We start from the raw sequence: 16,369 nt of genomic DNA on the forward strand, positions 1-16,369 counted from the left end.
AATGAAGAAAACACTTTGCTCTACAGGTTTACGCTGGCTATGGCTAGCCGTCGCCGTAGTGGTGTTGGATTTAGGAACGAAACAGTATTTCATGCAGACATTTCGTCTGTATGAATCTGTTGCCGTGATGCCTTTTTTCAACTTCACTTACGCCCATAACTATGGTGCTGCCTTTAGCTTTTTAGCAGATAAAGGAGGATGGCAACGTTGGTTTTTTGCACTGATTGCATTGGCAATCTGCATTACTTTATTGGTAATGATGTATAAAAACAAAGCGAGCGCTAAGCTAAGTAACGTTGCTTATGCGCTAATTATTGGCGGAGCATTGGGTAATCTCTCTGATCGTCTGATCCACGGGTTTGTCATTGATTTTCTTGATGTTTATATTGGAGATTGGCATTGGCCTACCTTTAATATTGCTGATATGGGGATTTGTATCGGTGCAGGGCTTATTATTATTGAGAGCTTTTTCCCTGATAAAAATGTCAGTCCTCAAGATACAAAAAAGCAAAAGTAATCAGACAAGAAGTTAACTAAAATAACCCCTGCCTTATGGCGGGGGTTACGCTTAATAGAAGGTATTAGTATGGTTATGCAGGTACTCAACGACAGCGCAGTGTTGCTGAATTTCACTTTAAAGTTAGCAGATGGCTCTGTTGCTGAATCTACACAAGCGCATGGTAAACCCGCTCTTTTTCGTTTAGGTGATGAAAGTTTATCGCCAGCCTTAGAAGCTGAATTATTGGGATTATCAACGGGAGATAAAAAAACTTTTACGCTTGCGGGTGAACATCTTTTTGGTAAATACAATCCTGACTTGATCCAATACTTTATGCCTTCTGACTTCGCAGAGTCTGGTGTGCCTGAGGCAGGCACTATCATGCTATTTACAGCAATGAATGGCAGTGAAATGCCAGGCATTGTAAGAGATGTCACTGAAGATTCTGTAACCGTTGATTTTAATCATCCGTTAGCGTCAGAAGAAGTGACATTTGATATTGAAGTTGTCAGCATCAATCCTGAGGAGGAAACAACACATGCAAATACTGCTGGCTAACCCACGAGGCTTTTGTGCGGGTGTTGACCGAGCTATCAGCATTGTTGACCGCGCTCTGGAAATCTATGGCGCACCTATTTATGTTCGTCACGAGGTCGTTCATAACCGCTATGTCGTTAACGACTTACGTGAACGAGGTGCTATCTTTATTGAAGAAATTTCAGAAGTCCCCGATAACGCGATTTTAATTTTTTCAGCTCATGGTGTTTCTCAAGCTATTCGTCAAGAAGCTCGCTCACGTAATTTAACAATGCTCTATGATGCAACTTGTCCACTCGTAACCAAAGTGCATATGGAAGTGGCAAGAGCGAGCCGTAAAGGCAAAGAAGCTATCTTAATAGGTCATGCAGGACACCCTGAAGTTGAAGGCACAATGGGGCAATACAACAACCCTGAAGGGGGAATGTATTTAGTTGAGTCGCCTGCTGATGTGTGGAAATTAGAAGTCAAAGATGAAGATAATCTTTGCTTTATGACCCAAACAACGCTTTCTGTTGATGATACATCTGAAGTGATTGATGCTTTAAATGCACGCTTCCCCAAAATTATTGGGCCTCGTAAAGATGATATCTGCTATGCAACAACCAATCGCCAAGAAGCCGCAAGAGAGCTTGCTGAAAAAGCGGATGTTGTATTTGTCGTTGGCTCTAAGAACTCATCAAACTCTAATCGCTTAGCGGAGCTTGCACAGCGTGCAGGTAAGCCTTCTTATCTGATCGATAGCTTTGAAGATATTGATGAGTCATGGGTGGCTAATGCAAATATTGTTGGCGTTACAGCAGGGGCTTCAGCACCAGATATTTTGGTTCAACAAGTATTAGAACGTTTAAAAACCTTTGGTGCTGATGACGTGATTGAATTATCAGGGCGTGAAGAAAATATTGTTTTTGAAGTGCCTAAAGAGCTTCGCCTAGATTATAAAGTTATCGAATAATCTCACTTAAATGTGATAGTGAATTTAAAAAGCAGAGTGAATGACTCTGCTTTTTTTATGTATAAAGTAAAGTTAAATGAATAATCATGCTGTTCATCTCTTTTACTGATAATGACTACGGTTTTGTGTGTTTTTCTTATCTCGAACGTTAAATGCTGGCATCAAGTGGATGACATCGTTAATCTGTAAACAATAAATAGAGACAATAAGTATTGTTAAGGAGAAATTGAGTTATGTCTGCAAAAGAACTTCGTCTTGCCGTTGTTGGTGCGGGTGGTCGTATGGGGCGCCAATTAATTCAGGCAATTTCTCAACAAGAAGGAACCGTTTTAGGTGCTGCTTTTGAGCGTACTAATTCTTCATTGATTGGCGCTGATGCTGGAGAATTAGCGGGTATTGGGCATATTGGTGTCACAATCACCGATAACTTGCTGTCTCAAGCGAGTGAATTTGATGTGTTAATTGATTTTACACGCCCTGAAGGCACGCTTTCTCATATTGCATTTTGCGTAGAACAGAAAAAAGGCATGATTATTGGTACGACAGGCTTTGATGATGAAGGTAAAAAAGCCATTGAAAATGCCGCCAAAATGATCCCAATAGTGTTTGCTGCTAACTTTAGTGTTGGTGTTAACTTGGTGCTTAAGTTACTTGAAAAAGCGGCGAAAGTGATGGGTTCTTACAGTGATATTGAAATTGTAGAAGCGCACCATCGTCATAAAGTTGATGCACCATCAGGCACTGCATTAGCAATGGGTGAATCTATTGCAGATGCGTTAGGCCGTGATCTTAAAGAGTGTGCTGTTTATGAACGAGTAGGGCATACGGGAGAGCGTGATCCTCAAAGCATTGGTTTTGCTACTATTCGTGCAGGTGATATTGTAGGGGAGCACACTGCCATTTTTGCTGATATTGGTGAGCGTGTAGAGATAAGCCACAAGGCTTCTAGTCGAATGACCTTTGCAAATGGTGCGGTTAAAGCGGCCATTTGGTTAAGCTCTAAAAAATCAGGGTTATATAATATGAAAGATGTGCTTTCACTAGAAGATTTATAATTTATTAAATTTATAATGTAATGAAAACTCATGATTATTTTTTGATTATGAGTTTTTATTGATTTTTATTTGTAATTATTTGCATATGTGTTTTTTATATCTATTTTCTCTGTATTCTTGTCTGTATTTTCTTTCTTAATATCAAAAATCATCTATTTTTCCTATTTAAACTCTAATTTTAAATTATCTTGGTAAGCAAACGGTTAAATTTGTAAGATTGATTATATAAATTGTCACTTGGTTAACTAAATTGCTAATGATTGATATTTTTTTAATTAAAAAGGTGTTTTTTCTAGACATCTGCTCGTTCGATCTTTAGAATGCGCCCAATTTGCCAAAAATTTGCCCAATTTTATGTTTTTGGCATTGATTTAGAGTCTTAAATCTGAATTAATATGCATGAAATGTGATTTATTATTCTCTGGAGGGCGTTTTGATTAAATCAGCTATACTGGTTCTAGAAGATGGGACCGAATTCCACGGCAAGTCGATTGGCGCAGAAGGCGCCGCTATCGGTGAAGTCGTTTTTAATACTTCAATGACCGGTTATCAAGAAATATTAACCGACCCTTCTTACTCCCAACAAATTGTTACTCTCACTTATCCCCACATTGGCAACACCGGCGTTAATCGTTCAGACGAAGAATCAGAAACCATCCATGCTCAAGGCTTAATTATTCGCGACTTGCCATTAGTGATGAGCAACTATCGTGCTCAAGAAACGTTATCTGATTATCTTAAACGTCATAACATTGTTGCGATTGCGGATATTGATACACGTAAGTTAACGCGTTTGCTGAGAGAAAAAGGCGCGCAAAACGGTTGCATTATCGCAGGCAATCATCTTGATGCTCAACAAGCTCTCGAAAAGGCCAGATCATTTCCTGGTTTAAAAGGAATGGACTTAGCAAAAACGGTGACAGTGAAACAGCCTTACCAGTGGACTCAAGGAAGTTGGACGTTAGAGAATGAATTACCAGAAGCTAAATTAGCGACTGAGTTGCCATTGCATATTGTGGCGTATGATTTCGGTGTAAAACGTAATATTTTACGTATGCTGGTGGATAGAGGATGTCGCGTTACTGTTGTACCTGCTCAAACGTCAGCTCAAGATGTTTTAGCCCTTTCACCAGATGGTATTTTCCTTTCCAATGGCCCCGGGGATCCAGAGCCCTGTGATTATGCCATTAACGCCATTCAAACCTTTTTAACCACTGATATTCCGGTATTTGGTATCTGTTTAGGGCATCAGCTATTAGCATTAGCTAGCGGTGCAAAAACCATCAAAATGAAATTTGGTCACCACGGTGGTAATCATCCTGTTAAAGATTTAGATAAAAATACGGTGATGATCACAGCGCAAAATCATGGATTTGCTGTTGATGAAACCTCTCTTCCTGCCAATTTACGTGTGACACATAAATCTCTATTTGATGGTTCTTTACAAGGTATTCATCGCACAGATAAACCTGCGTTCAGTTTCCAAGGTCACCCAGAAGCTAGCCCAGGGCCACATGATGCCGCACCGCTTTTTGATCACTTTATCGAGCTTATCGCGCAATATCGTCAAAACCTGCAATCAGTGACAACTAAATAAATCAGGAGCGAAAGAAAATGGCTAAAAGAACAGATATCAAAACAATCCTGATTTTAGGTGCTGGGCCGATTGTTATCGGGCAAGCGTGTGAATTTGACTATTCAGGCGCGCAAGCATGTAAAGCCCTACGTGAAGAGGGATATCGAGTTGTTTTGGTAAATTCAAATCCTGCAACCATTATGACCGATCCTGAAATGGCCGATGCAACGTACATCGAGCCTATTCACTGGCAAGTTGTGAGAAAAATTATTGAAAAAGAGCGCCCTGATGCGGTATTGCCAACAATGGGTGGGCAAACTGCACTGAACTGTGCGCTAGAGCTAGAGCGCCAAGGTGTCTTGGCTGAATTTGGTGTCACCATGATTGGTGCAACAGCCGATGCAATTGATAAAGCAGAAGATAGACAACGCTTTGATAAAGCGATGAAAAAAATCGGTTTAGATACTGCTCGTTCAGGTATTGCACATAACCTTGATGAAGCTTTTGCTGTTGCTGAACAAGTGGGTTTTCCTTGTATTATTCGCCCTTCATTCACAATGGGCGGAACGGGGGGCGGGATCGCCTATAATCGTGAAGAATTTGAAGAAATTTGTACGCGAGGCTTAGATTTATCACCCACCAATGAACTGTTAATTGATGAATCTTTAATTGGTTGGAAAGAGTATGAAATGGAAGTGGTGCGTGATAAAAACGACAACTGCATTATCGTCTGCTCTATCGAAAACTTTGATGCAATGGGAATTCATACAGGCGATTCCATTACCGTCGCGCCAGCACAAACACTTACTGACAAAGAATATCAAATTATGCGTAATGCCTCGATGGCGGTATTACGTGAAATAGGTGTTGAAACGGGCGGTTCTAACGTTCAGTTTGCTGTTGATCCTAAAACAGGGCGCTTGATTGTTATCGAAATGAACCCTAGGGTTTCTCGTTCATCAGCTCTGGCATCTAAAGCGACAGGCTTCCCAATTGCGAAAGTTGCTGCAAAATTAGCAGTAGGTTACACCCTCGATGAGCTGATGAATGATATCACTGGAGGGAGAACACCAGCCTCTTTCGAACCTTCTATTGATTATGTTGTGACAAAAATTCCTCGCTTTAACTTTGAAAAATTTGCAGGAACCAATGACAGATTAACAACGCAAATGAAATCTGTTGGCGAAGTGATGGCAATTGGTAGAACACAACAAGAATCTTTGCAAAAAGCATTACGAGGCCTCGAAGTGGGGGCGACAGGTTTTGATCCTAAAGTCGATTTAGACGATCCAGAAGCATTAACGAAAATTCGCCGTGAGCTAAAAGAAGCAGGCTCTGACCGAATTTGGTATATCGCGGATGCCTTCCGAGCAGGGCTATCCGTTGATGGTGTATTTAACCTCACCAATATTGATCGCTGGTTCTTAGTTCAAATAGAAGAAATCGTTCGCCTTGAAGAAAAAGTCAGTGAAGTCGGTATAAAAGGCTTAAGCGCTGATTTCTTACGTCAGTTAAAACGTAAAGGTTTTGCTGATGCACGTTTAGCTAAAATACTTAACGTAAAAGAGCCTGTTATTCGCCAGTTACGGGAGCAATATCAACTCCATCCTGTCTATAAACGTGTTGATACTTGTGCAGCAGAATTTGCTACGGATACCGCTTATATGTACTCGACTTATGAAGAAGAGTGCGAGGCAAATCCACATCAAGACAAACCTAAAGTCATGATCTTAGGTGGTGGACCAAACCGTATAGGGCAAGGAATAGAATTTGATTATTGTTGTGTTCATGCCGCGCTTGCGTTGCGTGAAGACGGTTACGAAACCATTATGGTGAACTGTAACCCTGAAACGGTTTCAACAGATTACGATACTTCTGACAGACTCTATTTTGAACCTGTCACATTAGAAGATGTACTTGAAATTGTACGAATTGAAAAGCCGAAAGGGGTTATCGTGCAATATGGTGGACAAACACCATTAAAACTAGCCAGAGCACTGGAAGCTGAAGGCGTGCCAGTTATTGGCACAACGCCAGATGCTATTGATAAAGCAGAAGATCGTGAACGTTTCCAAAAAGCAGTGGATAAATTAGGGCTTAAACAGCCTGAAAATGCCACTGTAACCGCTTTAGAAGAGGCGGTAGAAAAAGCACAATTAATTGGCTATCCGCTGGTGGTTCGTCCTTCTTATGTACTTGGTGGACGCGCAATGGAGATTGTTTACGACGAAATCGATTTAAGACGCTATTTCCAAACTGCGGTTAGTGTGTCAAACGATGCTCCCGTGTTGTTAGATCGCTTCCTTGATGATGCGATTGAAGTCGATGTTGATGCGATTTGTGACGGTCAACAAGTCGTGATTGGTGGCATTATGGAGCATATCGAACAAGCGGGTGTTCACTCTGGTGACTCAGCTTGCTCATTGCCTGCTTATACCCTAAGCCAAGAAATTCAAGATGTGATGCGTAAACAAGTACGCTCACTTGCGTTTGAACTTGGAGTCAAAGGGCTAATGAACGTACAATTTGCGGTGAAAGGTAACGATGTTTACCTTATCGAAGTCAATCCTCGTGCTGCTCGTACCGTACCTTTTGTGTCAAAAGCCACAGGTGTGCCATTAGCCAAAGTCGCTGCGCGTGTCATGATTGGTCAAAGCCTTGAAGAGCAGGGGGTTACAAAAGAAGTTATTCCACCTTATTACTCTGTAAAAGAGGTAGTTTTACCTTTCAATAAGTTTGCAGGTGTTGATCCGATTTTAGGGCCTGAAATGCGTTCAACAGGTGAAGTGATGGGCGTTGGTGCAACCTTTGCTCAAGCCTTTGCTAAAGCAATGTTAGGTAGCAGTTCTACCATGAAGAAAAAAGGCAGAGCGCTTCTTTCTGTGCGTGCTGGTGATAAAAAGCGAGTTGTTGATTTAGCAACAAAATTACTAAAAAGTGGATTTGAATTAGATGCTACACATGGTACAGCCATTGTATTAGGTGAGGCGGGAATAAATCCACGCTTAGTGAATAAAGTTCATGAAGGTCGGCCACATATTGAAGATAGAATTAAAAATGGCGAATATGACTATATTGTTAATACGACTTCTGGTCGTCAAGCCATTGAAGATTCTAAAATTATTCGTCGTAGTGCATTAAGATATAAAGTCCATTATGACACGACGTTAAATGGCGGATTTGCGACAACGCTGTCATTAACAGCAGACCCTACGGAAAGTGTTATCTCAGTTCAAGAAATGCATAAAAAGATAAATAAATCTTAATATTATTTATTGTTGTAATAATGATCCCGAATATGAGGAGACTTGTATTCGGGATTTTTTATTTTTCTATTTGATATAAAAAAGATAGCCCCAAATAAATTTATTTGGGGCTAGTGCAAAACAAAGAGGTAGGTGCGGATCTTTTTGTTTCAAGTAAGGAGTCAAGAAGATAAAACAAGTTAATTTCTTTGTTTTAGCGGGTTAATTTTGTCTTTTTTTGTCGCTTGAGTCAAGAGAAAATCATTTTGCATGACTTAGTAATATGTTGTTTTAATTGATTTAAATTTTTTGTTTGCTACTGATAAGGTATAGGGGATAGAGAAATTTCTGTTACTATATTGGCGGGTGCTTGGATCATTTTGGTTCAAGCATTTTGCTAGAGCCAAAAAGAGAAAAGCCCCGAATTCTATTTTCATAAAATCCGGGGACAGACTCAAATATCAACAACTTGATTCTGTGTCCTTTTCCGAAAGCAGTCAATGAAATTGATGAAAATAACCTTATTTGGCATTACGGTTATCTGTGTGACTGTTCTATGTTTTACAATAATTGTAGGCGAACGATTATGTTCACTTAACATTAGTAATGGAAACACAGTCGTTCAAGCTATTTTGATGTGTTATAAATAGTTTGCTGGGGGGGCGGTTTTCTTCCTCCCCATTTTTCTTCAAATTGTCAGATTTTTGGTACAAGCACTCTATTATCTAAAATCAATGCGATCCAAATTGTGGGGTGAATGGTCACTCTGTTCTTTGGTTGTGGTGGTGGGGCTTGGTTAATCAATAAAATCGGTGTTTGGCGTGCTTTTTCCGCAGGATTATTGTGTGCTTTAGGCGCTTTATCTTCGGGGATCACTTCTGTAGCTATTATGACCGCAGGTATGCGATTCGCTTCAACAGATAATCAAGCTGGTACAGATATGACAGCCGTGCAAAGCATGCGTGATATTGGTGAAATTGCGTGTGCAATGATGTTAGTGAGTTTAACTGCCATTATTGGATATCGTGGTGGTTTTGGATTGGCTGCAATGATTGTACTCTTTGCTTTATTAGTAACGTTGGTAAACGTAAAGTATCAAAAGAGATATCAATCAACGAAATAAACTGATTTAGAAAAACAGCTTTAAATTAATAAAGAGCCTCGAGAGGCTCTTTATGGTTATTAACTAAAGTTGGCTAATTTTTGTTATATTATTTTGTGATGAAGCACCATCTCCATCCCAATTAACATGTTGTTTAAACTCATATGTTTCACCTGCGATAGTGACAGAGGTAATTAACGTTGCATTACCATGATGGGCAGAAGCACCGCCACCACTCCCCCAACAGTCTTCTTTTATTGCCAGTGAATGACTATTAAATGGGAAACGTTGGTTCTCAATTCTAGATGTATAAGTATCTCCATCGTTGTAATCGACTGAACCACGAGTAGAATCGCCTTGTATATCAATAAGTTTGTGAGATACCGTGGCGGGCTCAAAGAAATCACTTGCGTGGTTTCCTAATGTAAACATCGGCCTTGCAATAACATGAACCATACTATCCAATCCACTCATTCTACATGAATTTCTCGGCACACTAGCACTAGTAGTATTAATAAATGAAATAGAGCCGTTTAATTCTAAATCCATATACCTAGGATGAATCGGTTTTACATCTAGTGGATAATAAACCGCATATTGTCTACCTGTATTTGTACTTGGATCATGATCGTAAATGTCAAACACAATGACTTTGATTTTAAGCTGAGTACTTTTAAATAAATTTTTATCAAGCTTAAATGAGCTAGTGATTTTTGGTCTACCAATAAGCTGATTGTGGTCATAAGCAAGGATTTGACTGGTTTTTTGATTTCCATCCCATAATTCAAGATTAACTGCATAATCACTTGCTGCTGTATCTGGCGGTAACCAAGAAAAAGTTAACGAATCATCTTCATAAACAGGAGTCCAATTTATCGATATATTCTCATGAGGCATGATTTGTGCATTTTTATTGTTATCAACCCTTCGTGTTACTGAGTTAATAGTGATATGAGGTACTTTTCTGACATCGACAGAATAAGAACCTTGAGATTGATGAAAGTAATCATTTTCTTTTGATGTCAAAATGATATCTGTTTTACCTGGATTGACTTTAACAATAACCCCGCTTTCTTTTATTGCCACAATATTAGGATCTTTTGCTGACCAGATACCTAGAGCTTCTTTAGGCAATGGAATTGTTGGTTGTTGTACATCAATATTAGTATCCGTTTCAGATAAAATAATGTCATTTTTTGCAAAAGCGATTTGGAGTGTTCCTTTATCTTGCTCGTAATCCACTGCCAACGTATCTGCTAGAAATTGATCAGTCGCATCACTTTTGATGTGTATTTTCGTTTTGCCTGGTTTTACTTCTGTAATAGTGCCTTGTGTATCAACAGTGGCTACACGTTGATCATCACTGAGATAATACAAAGGAATATTTTTTACGTCTGTATTGCCAAAAGTGGCGTTAACGTTATGCACTACTCCATCATTCCATACCGATTTAATCGTACCCGATGACGCTAATTGTAAAATAGGTTTCGCTTTTTCAATGACTAAAGGATAACTACTTTGCGCTGGTTGATATTGATCATTACCTGATGTTTGTAATGTGATAACTGTAGTACCCGCTTTTTTCATCGAAATACGACCGCTAGTTGTATCGATAGAGGCAATAGTCGGATCGGAACTAGACCACATCATATTAATATTATTAGGCAATCCGGTATAACCTAGTGCGCTGATCGGTGCTGAAGCGTAGGTTTCTTGTTGGATTTGTTTGTCAAAAATAATATCAGGTTTCGGAATAGTGACTTTTATGGTTAATGGTTTCGCAATGGCTAATCCTTCCGCTTCAGCCGTTAAAATAATATCTGTTTTAACATTTGAAGTAAGATTAGTTTGATATTTCCCCTTTCCTAATGAATTGAGTGGGTTATCACTAAAATTAGGTTTACCACTGGTTGTTTTTATTGAAACTTTTTTACCGTCAATGGCATTGCCATATTTATCCATTAAATTTACAGTGAGTAGGGCGCTATCTTTATCATTTCCCCCAATTGATTGACGGTTACTATTAAAGGTTGATTGATTGGCATCAATATCAGCTGGATTTACGGTTACATCTTGAATTGGCTTATAATTATTTGAATCAAGAGCCACGTCCATTTTCAATATACCGGCAACAGTACTGGTGACTTTTGTTCTTGCGATACCATGGGTATCTGTATAGGTAATATGGTTATATTTATCAGCTACACCTTGTAACTCCCATACTACAATAACGTTAGACAATATATTGTCATTGGCATCCACAATGGTTGCTTGATAATTAACACCATTATCTCCGGCGATTATGCTTGTTCTATCGACATCGACAGATTTTATTTTCCTGGTTTTTGCATCTGCACGTAGTTGTAAGATTTTTTGTTTTTTGAAATCAACACCATTAACTCTAACACCTAATGGTACTGTACCTGCTTTAGTGCCCGTTACTTCAATTTCATAATGACCTGAAGAGACTTGTTGGGCTTGGCTAAACTGAACAATTGAGTTATTAGGGATACCTTCAACTTGCTGATCCGGTAGAATATTGCCGCCTTTATCTTTAATCGTTAAAGTGAGTAATGCTTTATCTGTGCCATTGGCGATGATTGTGGCTGGTATTAAGTTGATTTCTGAAAGGTTTTCATCAACGTCATTAGCGATAAAGTTGACATCTTTTGCAGGGTAATCCCCTGATTTTAAGTGGACATTAACTTTTGCTAATCCAGCTGGGCCGCGTGTTAATTTTGTTTTCGCTACACCTTTATCATCTGTAAACGTCAGTGCTGAGGTTAAAACACTGACATTGTCGGATGTCCAAGTGACAGGCGTATCATTACTAACAGGATTATCATATTTATCAATTAAATAAGCAGTATAAGTGATAGTGTCTCCGGCTTTAGGTGCCATATCACTGATAATAATATCGCGTACTTTAGCACTGAGATTATCAGCAACAACGGTTAGTGAAACCGATTGAGCTAAGGTTATACTGTTAATAGTGGCATGAATTTCTGTTGTACCTGTTTTTTGGGCGCTGATTGTGGCTTTATAAACACCTGTGCTACTCTCGGTAAATTTACTCTCTTTAAGATTAGTGGAGTATTGAAGTTTAATATCATCTTTTAATCCAGTGAGTAAGTTCCCCTGATTATCTTTTGCAATGACCGTAATATCTGATTGATCATAAGAGTGAGTTCCATCACCCGCTGTAATGATGGATGGTGAAAGAGCAAGTGTAGAGCGAGTTGCAGAGATGACATCAGTTGTAAATATGATGTCATGATCAGCTTCAAGAAACTCTTGAGCATCTAGCATTGCAGTGACTTTTGCTGTGCCTGCTTGTGTACTTATCAGCGCAATCTCTGCAACCCCATTCTTATCTGTTTTACTAATTGGTAATGGTGAAAGTTGACCTAATGAGGTTTGCCAACCTACCGTAATGCCTTCCATGCTTGGGTTGCCTTGCTTATCTACAATATGGGCTTTAATAACGACACTATCTTTCCCATTTGCAGTGACAGTATAAGGCGCAATGACGTTTACAGATTGGATCATGGCATTTTGCGTGTCGGCAACAAAACCAAGAGGCTGTGTTAGGGAAAATGGATTTGTTACACCATATTTTGCTGTTATCTCACTAATACCTTCTTTTTTCCCTTTAATTTCAAACTGATAAATTCCGTTGTTTTTATCAATAACATTACTGAATGTAATAGTGGGATTATTGCCACTAAGGCTGATATATTTTTCTTGTTTAGGAACTGGGTTATCAAATTGGTCTTTTAATTCGATAGTACCAATAGAGACATTTTTACCATTAGCTACGATGGTTTGTGGATCTAATTTAAAGTGGCTATGGGCTTTCTCTACGTCCCCAGGTTTAAATAAAAGATCAATTGATGCATTTTGATTATTATCTAGACGGCCAGTTAATTTTATTGCCTGTGCTATTTTTCCTTTTATTTCGACTTGTGCATTACCATGAATATCTGTTTTTACTATCTCTTTATTAGGATGATTGGGTGATGCATTCCAGAAAACAGATTGTTGGATTAACGGATTATTATTAGCATCAACGACATGAGCTGTAACTATAATGGTATCATTATCATTAGCAATAGCTTCTGTTTTATTATTAGCCAATAAAGAAATTGTTGCACTGTTCGGATCAGAAACGGCTATTATTGTCGTCTGGTCTTTATTTCCATTTTCGAGTAAAGCAGTGGCGGTAATGGTTCCTGCTCGAACGGTATTAATCAAAATAGCCGTTTCACCTTGTTGGTTGGTTTTTGTCTCTTTTTGATTTGCTGTTCCGCCGTTAATATCCCAATTGACGGTAACATTAGGTAATTTATTGCCGAACTTATCTTTTACAACCGCGCTTAATACGGCCTGTTCTTTATTATCTGCAGTAATTTGAGTTTTATTGCTGGTTAAGGTAATTAACCCTTTTTTGTCATCGGCAATAAAAGTAATAGGTGATTCATTATGTGACCCATTACTGAGGCGGGCAGTAACAATAACATCAAAGGCTTGAGTACTGGTCACTGTCGTTTGAGCAACCCCTTGGTTATTAGTGGTTGAAATTTCATTAATAGAAACAATCTGTTGATCACGATCAGTTGTCCAAATGACTTTTGCATCTGGCAAGATGTTGTGGTTGTTATCTTCAACGACAGCAGTAAAGGTTACTGCTGTTTTACCATCAGCAATATAAGGTTTTGCCGATGGCGTTAATGAAATAATTTTACCGTTGGATAGATCGGCAATAAAATGCGTTGTCTCTTTCCTGTCTTTTTGATTAACCCATGCAGTTACCGTGGTTACGCCTGCTATTTGGCTGGTCATCGTTGTTGATGCATTACCTTGAATATCCGTCAGCAACTCAGTTTTTTTAAGTTGAGCTTGATTATCAGCAGATAATTCAATTTCGATACCAGGAACAGGGTTGTTATTTTTATCAATAATATTGAAAGCAATATGCTTTTCATCTTTGCCATTGGCAAATGAATTATTTGGATTAATTGTGAAAGCATTTATTTGGGCCGAACTTTTATCAGCAATAAAATCAACATTAGTTGAATAGGGGATATTTTTAACACTAACATCAATTATGCTTTTACCACTACGTGTATTGGTAATGGGAACAATGATTTTACCTTCAGCATCTGTATTTGCTTGCCCAATAATCGTTGCTCCATTATCTGCAGTAAAAGAGACGGGATAGTTAGGAATTTTATTGGCATTAATATCAGTTACGATAACTTGGATTTTATTTTGGCTTTTACCATCAGCAGGTTCGCCGTTTTTAATTACGGTTAATCCACCTTTAGCAATAATGGCGGAATGTATATCAGCAACAAAAGCCACTTGTGCCTGATTAAAGGTGTTATCTCTAAATTTGGGTGTTAATGTCACCATTTCAGGTGTACTTCCTGCGGTGATTGTGACTTGATATTTCCCTGCATCTATTCGGCTGAAATTGGAAACTTTGCTATTACTGATAGGATTATTAGATTGAACTTGTAGTGAGAGTTCTTTGATATTGATATCAACGGGAAGTTTATCATTATCGAGGATTGATAAAGTCAGATTTTGTGAAGAATGGTTGTCAGCAGACAGTTGTGTCACTTTAGGTGTAAATTGGCTATTTTGTGTATTAACCGCGGATTGATCAACCGTAATTTGACTTTGTACGGGATCAGAACGATTACCTTGTTCATCAATAGCAACAGCACTTATTGTGTAGCTGTTTTTTTCAGTTGAACCTGAAATATGACGAGGAAGAATTATAGAATAGTTAAGATTATTATTATGATTAATTTTACCTCCATTAGCGATTAAGCGACTTGCTGACCACTCAATCTGTTTAACAGGATATTTTGAACGAACTTGCACACCTAAATCTTTTTCTTCTTTCGCATAACCGTTAAGGGTTGGATTTATAGAAAGGAAGACTAAATTTTTCTTTTTATATTCCAAAACAATGTCATTATTTCTATCAACAAAATCATAGCGATTTCCTGACATTAAACGAGTTGCTCGAACATTATCGGGGTTAAGTTGTGAAGAGAGTGATTCTCCAAGTCGATATTGGATATTCACATCAAATTTATTATCACTGTTGTCATTTAAACCAAAACGACGTTCAGCGCCAAAGGTAATTAAAGGTACTGGTGTATAAGTTAATCCCGCAGTATAAGCGTGAGGATTTTCTTGGCGATTATCTTTGCCAAATAAGCCGACTTCTTTACCGTAATATTGTTCAAAAATAAGTTTTGCGCCTAATTGTGGGTAAGCGGGCAGATAGCTTTCTGTACGAATATCCCACCCATTAGCAGGACGCTCGTTATAATCTATAACGTCGTCAGAGGTACGCCAATTAGATAGACGGTGATAGTGATTTACACTTAATTTAAAATAGTCTCGCCATACTTCACCTCCCACACCAAAACGGCTGTGATAACGACTTAAATCGTAGTCATAAAAAGCATTCAGACCCACCATAAATTTATCAGTAAAATATCGGTAGCCAATCCCTTGGTTTAATTGGCTACGAGAGTCTTTACGATGATAACTGGTTTGAGAGAAAACTAAGTTTTTTTCTTGATCGTACAATGGGATCAAGAGATCGGCTGAGCTATTTTCTAATGTGAAATTTTTATCAGTAGAAAGTGACACACGAGCATGGCCAAATTGATTAAGCCATTGTTCTATTTGTTGATTGGCTTTATTTGATATTTTGCTTATTGCGAATTGTGTCGCATCAGTATCTCTATTTAATAAAGATGAATTATCGACAATAATTTGGGCTAGTTCTTGCCCGTTAGTTGAAGGGATCGGAATATCTTGATTATTATTTAGCCATTTTTTTGTTAATAAAGGCTCATCGGGGATATTAAGTGTTATGCCCACCTTTATTTTTAATTTACCCACTAAAGAGACATAATCAGGATTAGCTTCTATAAGCTTAAATAATTTTATATTAAATTGCTTAGCGATAGATTCCGGTGTATCGCCCGCATTAACCTGATAAGTTTTCTGTTTTTTTAATAAATTAATAGCCTGTTTTTCTTGGTTATTTCCGTCAGCAAACACATTGGCTGGAAGGGTTGCTGAGATAGGAAATGCCAGTTGAATAAAAATATTAAACCAAGCAACTTTCTTTGTAATAGAAGAGAGTTGAGGCGTTAGTCCACTTTTAAATTTTGTCATTTTTAAACTCACCGTAACAAATAATGATGAGATTCTCGTATTTATAGATGTTTTAGATATCAGAAAGTGAACTTGAATTAATTAATTATTCAATATATAAAAATAAATGATCAAAAAAATAAAATAAGTTTAGAAATAAAAATTGAAAGGGAATTTTAGGTATAAAAAAGCCAATAGGAATAAATACTATT

The 16,369-nt window shown here is 38.2% G+C and carries 9 protein-coding genes; 8 read left to right on the plus strand and 1 reads right to left on the minus strand.

Translation table 11 applies throughout. From position 1 onward, the window contains the following. Position 1: 1 nt before the first annotated feature. The 8 genes from lspA (at position 2) to F1325_RS03060 (ending at position 8,990) form a co-directional block, all read left to right on the plus strand. Positions 2-517: a signal peptidase II gene (lspA, locus tag F1325_RS03025; RefSeq protein ID WP_109371833.1), complete on the plus strand. Its 516-nt coding sequence runs from the start codon at positions 2-4 to the stop codon at positions 515-517. A gap of 69 nt (positions 518-586) precedes the next feature. Continuing rightward, positions 587-1,057, plus strand: a complete 471-nt coding sequence (gene fkpB, locus F1325_RS03030; protein ID WP_075673711.1) for an FKBP-type peptidyl-prolyl cis-trans isomerase — start codon at positions 587-589, stop codon at positions 1,055-1,057. Next, positions 1,038-1,991, plus strand: a complete 954-nt coding sequence (gene ispH, locus F1325_RS03035) for a 4-hydroxy-3-methylbut-2-enyl diphosphate reductase (RefSeq protein WP_109371829.1) — start codon at positions 1,038-1,040, stop codon at positions 1,989-1,991. Before fkpB ends, ispH begins: the two co-directional genes overlap by 20 nt. Before the next feature lie 233 nt (positions 1,992-2,224). Further along, a complete protein-coding gene (gene dapB / locus F1325_RS03040; RefSeq protein ID WP_160229977.1) occupies positions 2,225-3,046 on the plus strand; it encodes a 4-hydroxy-tetrahydrodipicolinate reductase in 822 nt (273 codons plus the stop codon). Positions 3,047-3,479: 433 nt separating this feature from the next. Further along, entirely contained in the window at positions 3,480-4,643 is a 1,164-nt protein-coding gene (gene carA / locus F1325_RS03045; RefSeq protein WP_160229978.1) for a glutamine-hydrolyzing carbamoyl-phosphate synthase small subunit, read from the plus strand. Positions 4,644-4,660: 17 nt separating this feature from the next. Continuing rightward, positions 4,661-7,888 carry a carbamoyl-phosphate synthase large subunit gene (carB, locus tag F1325_RS03050; protein ID WP_109371823.1) on the plus strand — a complete coding sequence of 1,076 codons (3,228 nt, stop codon included), beginning with the start codon at positions 4,661-4,663 and terminating at the stop codon, positions 7,886-7,888. Between the two features lie 488 nt (positions 7,889-8,376). Beyond that, positions 8,377-8,517: a Hok/Gef family protein gene (locus tag F1325_RS03055; protein ID WP_406588702.1), complete on the plus strand. Its 141-nt coding sequence runs from the start codon at positions 8,377-8,379 to the stop codon at positions 8,515-8,517. 107 nt (positions 8,518-8,624) lie between these two features. Then, positions 8,625-8,990: a hypothetical protein gene (locus tag F1325_RS03060; protein ID WP_109371821.1), complete on the plus strand. Its 366-nt coding sequence runs from the start codon at positions 8,625-8,627 to the stop codon at positions 8,988-8,990. A gap of 63 nt (positions 8,991-9,053) precedes the next feature. On the opposite strand, the gene F1325_RS03065 is transcribed toward F1325_RS03060, so the two are convergent. Continuing rightward, positions 9,054-16,178, minus strand: coding sequence for an Ig-like domain-containing protein (locus F1325_RS03065; RefSeq protein ID WP_160229979.1), 7,125 nt, complete (start codon positions 16,176-16,178; stop codon positions 9,054-9,056). Positions 16,179-16,369: the final 191 nt, after the last annotated feature.

This window comes from Proteus columbae, from assembly GCF_009914335.1.
In the GTDB taxonomy this organism is placed as follows: domain Bacteria; phylum Pseudomonadota; class Gammaproteobacteria; order Enterobacterales; family Enterobacteriaceae; genus Proteus.

What these genes read in the sequence shown, in the direction of transcription:
- carB (WP_109371823.1), top strand. Translation starts at nt 4,661, where the DNA reads ATGGCTAAAAGAACAGATATCAAAACAATCCTGATTTTAGGTGCTGGG.
- F1325_RS03060 (WP_109371821.1), top strand. Translation starts at nt 8,625, where the DNA reads ATGGTCACTCTGTTCTTTGGTTGTGGTGGTGGGGCTTGGTTAATCAAT.
- dapB (WP_160229977.1), top strand. Translation starts at nt 2,225, where the DNA reads ATGTCTGCAAAAGAACTTCGTCTTGCCGTTGTTGGTGCGGGTGGTCGT.
- fkpB (WP_075673711.1), top strand. Translation starts at nt 587, where the DNA reads ATGGTTATGCAGGTACTCAACGACAGCGCAGTGTTGCTGAATTTCACT.
- ispH (WP_109371829.1), top strand. Translation starts at nt 1,038, where the DNA reads ATGCAAATACTGCTGGCTAACCCACGAGGCTTTTGTGCGGGTGTTGAC.
- F1325_RS03065 (WP_160229979.1), bottom strand. Translation starts at nt 16,178, where the DNA reads ATGACAAAATTTAAAAGTGGACTAACGCCTCAACTCTCTTCTATTACA.
- F1325_RS03055 (WP_406588702.1), top strand. Translation starts at nt 8,377, where the DNA reads ATGAAAATAACCTTATTTGGCATTACGGTTATCTGTGTGACTGTTCTA.
- lspA (WP_109371833.1), top strand. Translation starts at nt 2, where the DNA reads ATGAAGAAAACACTTTGCTCTACAGGTTTACGCTGGCTATGGCTAGCC.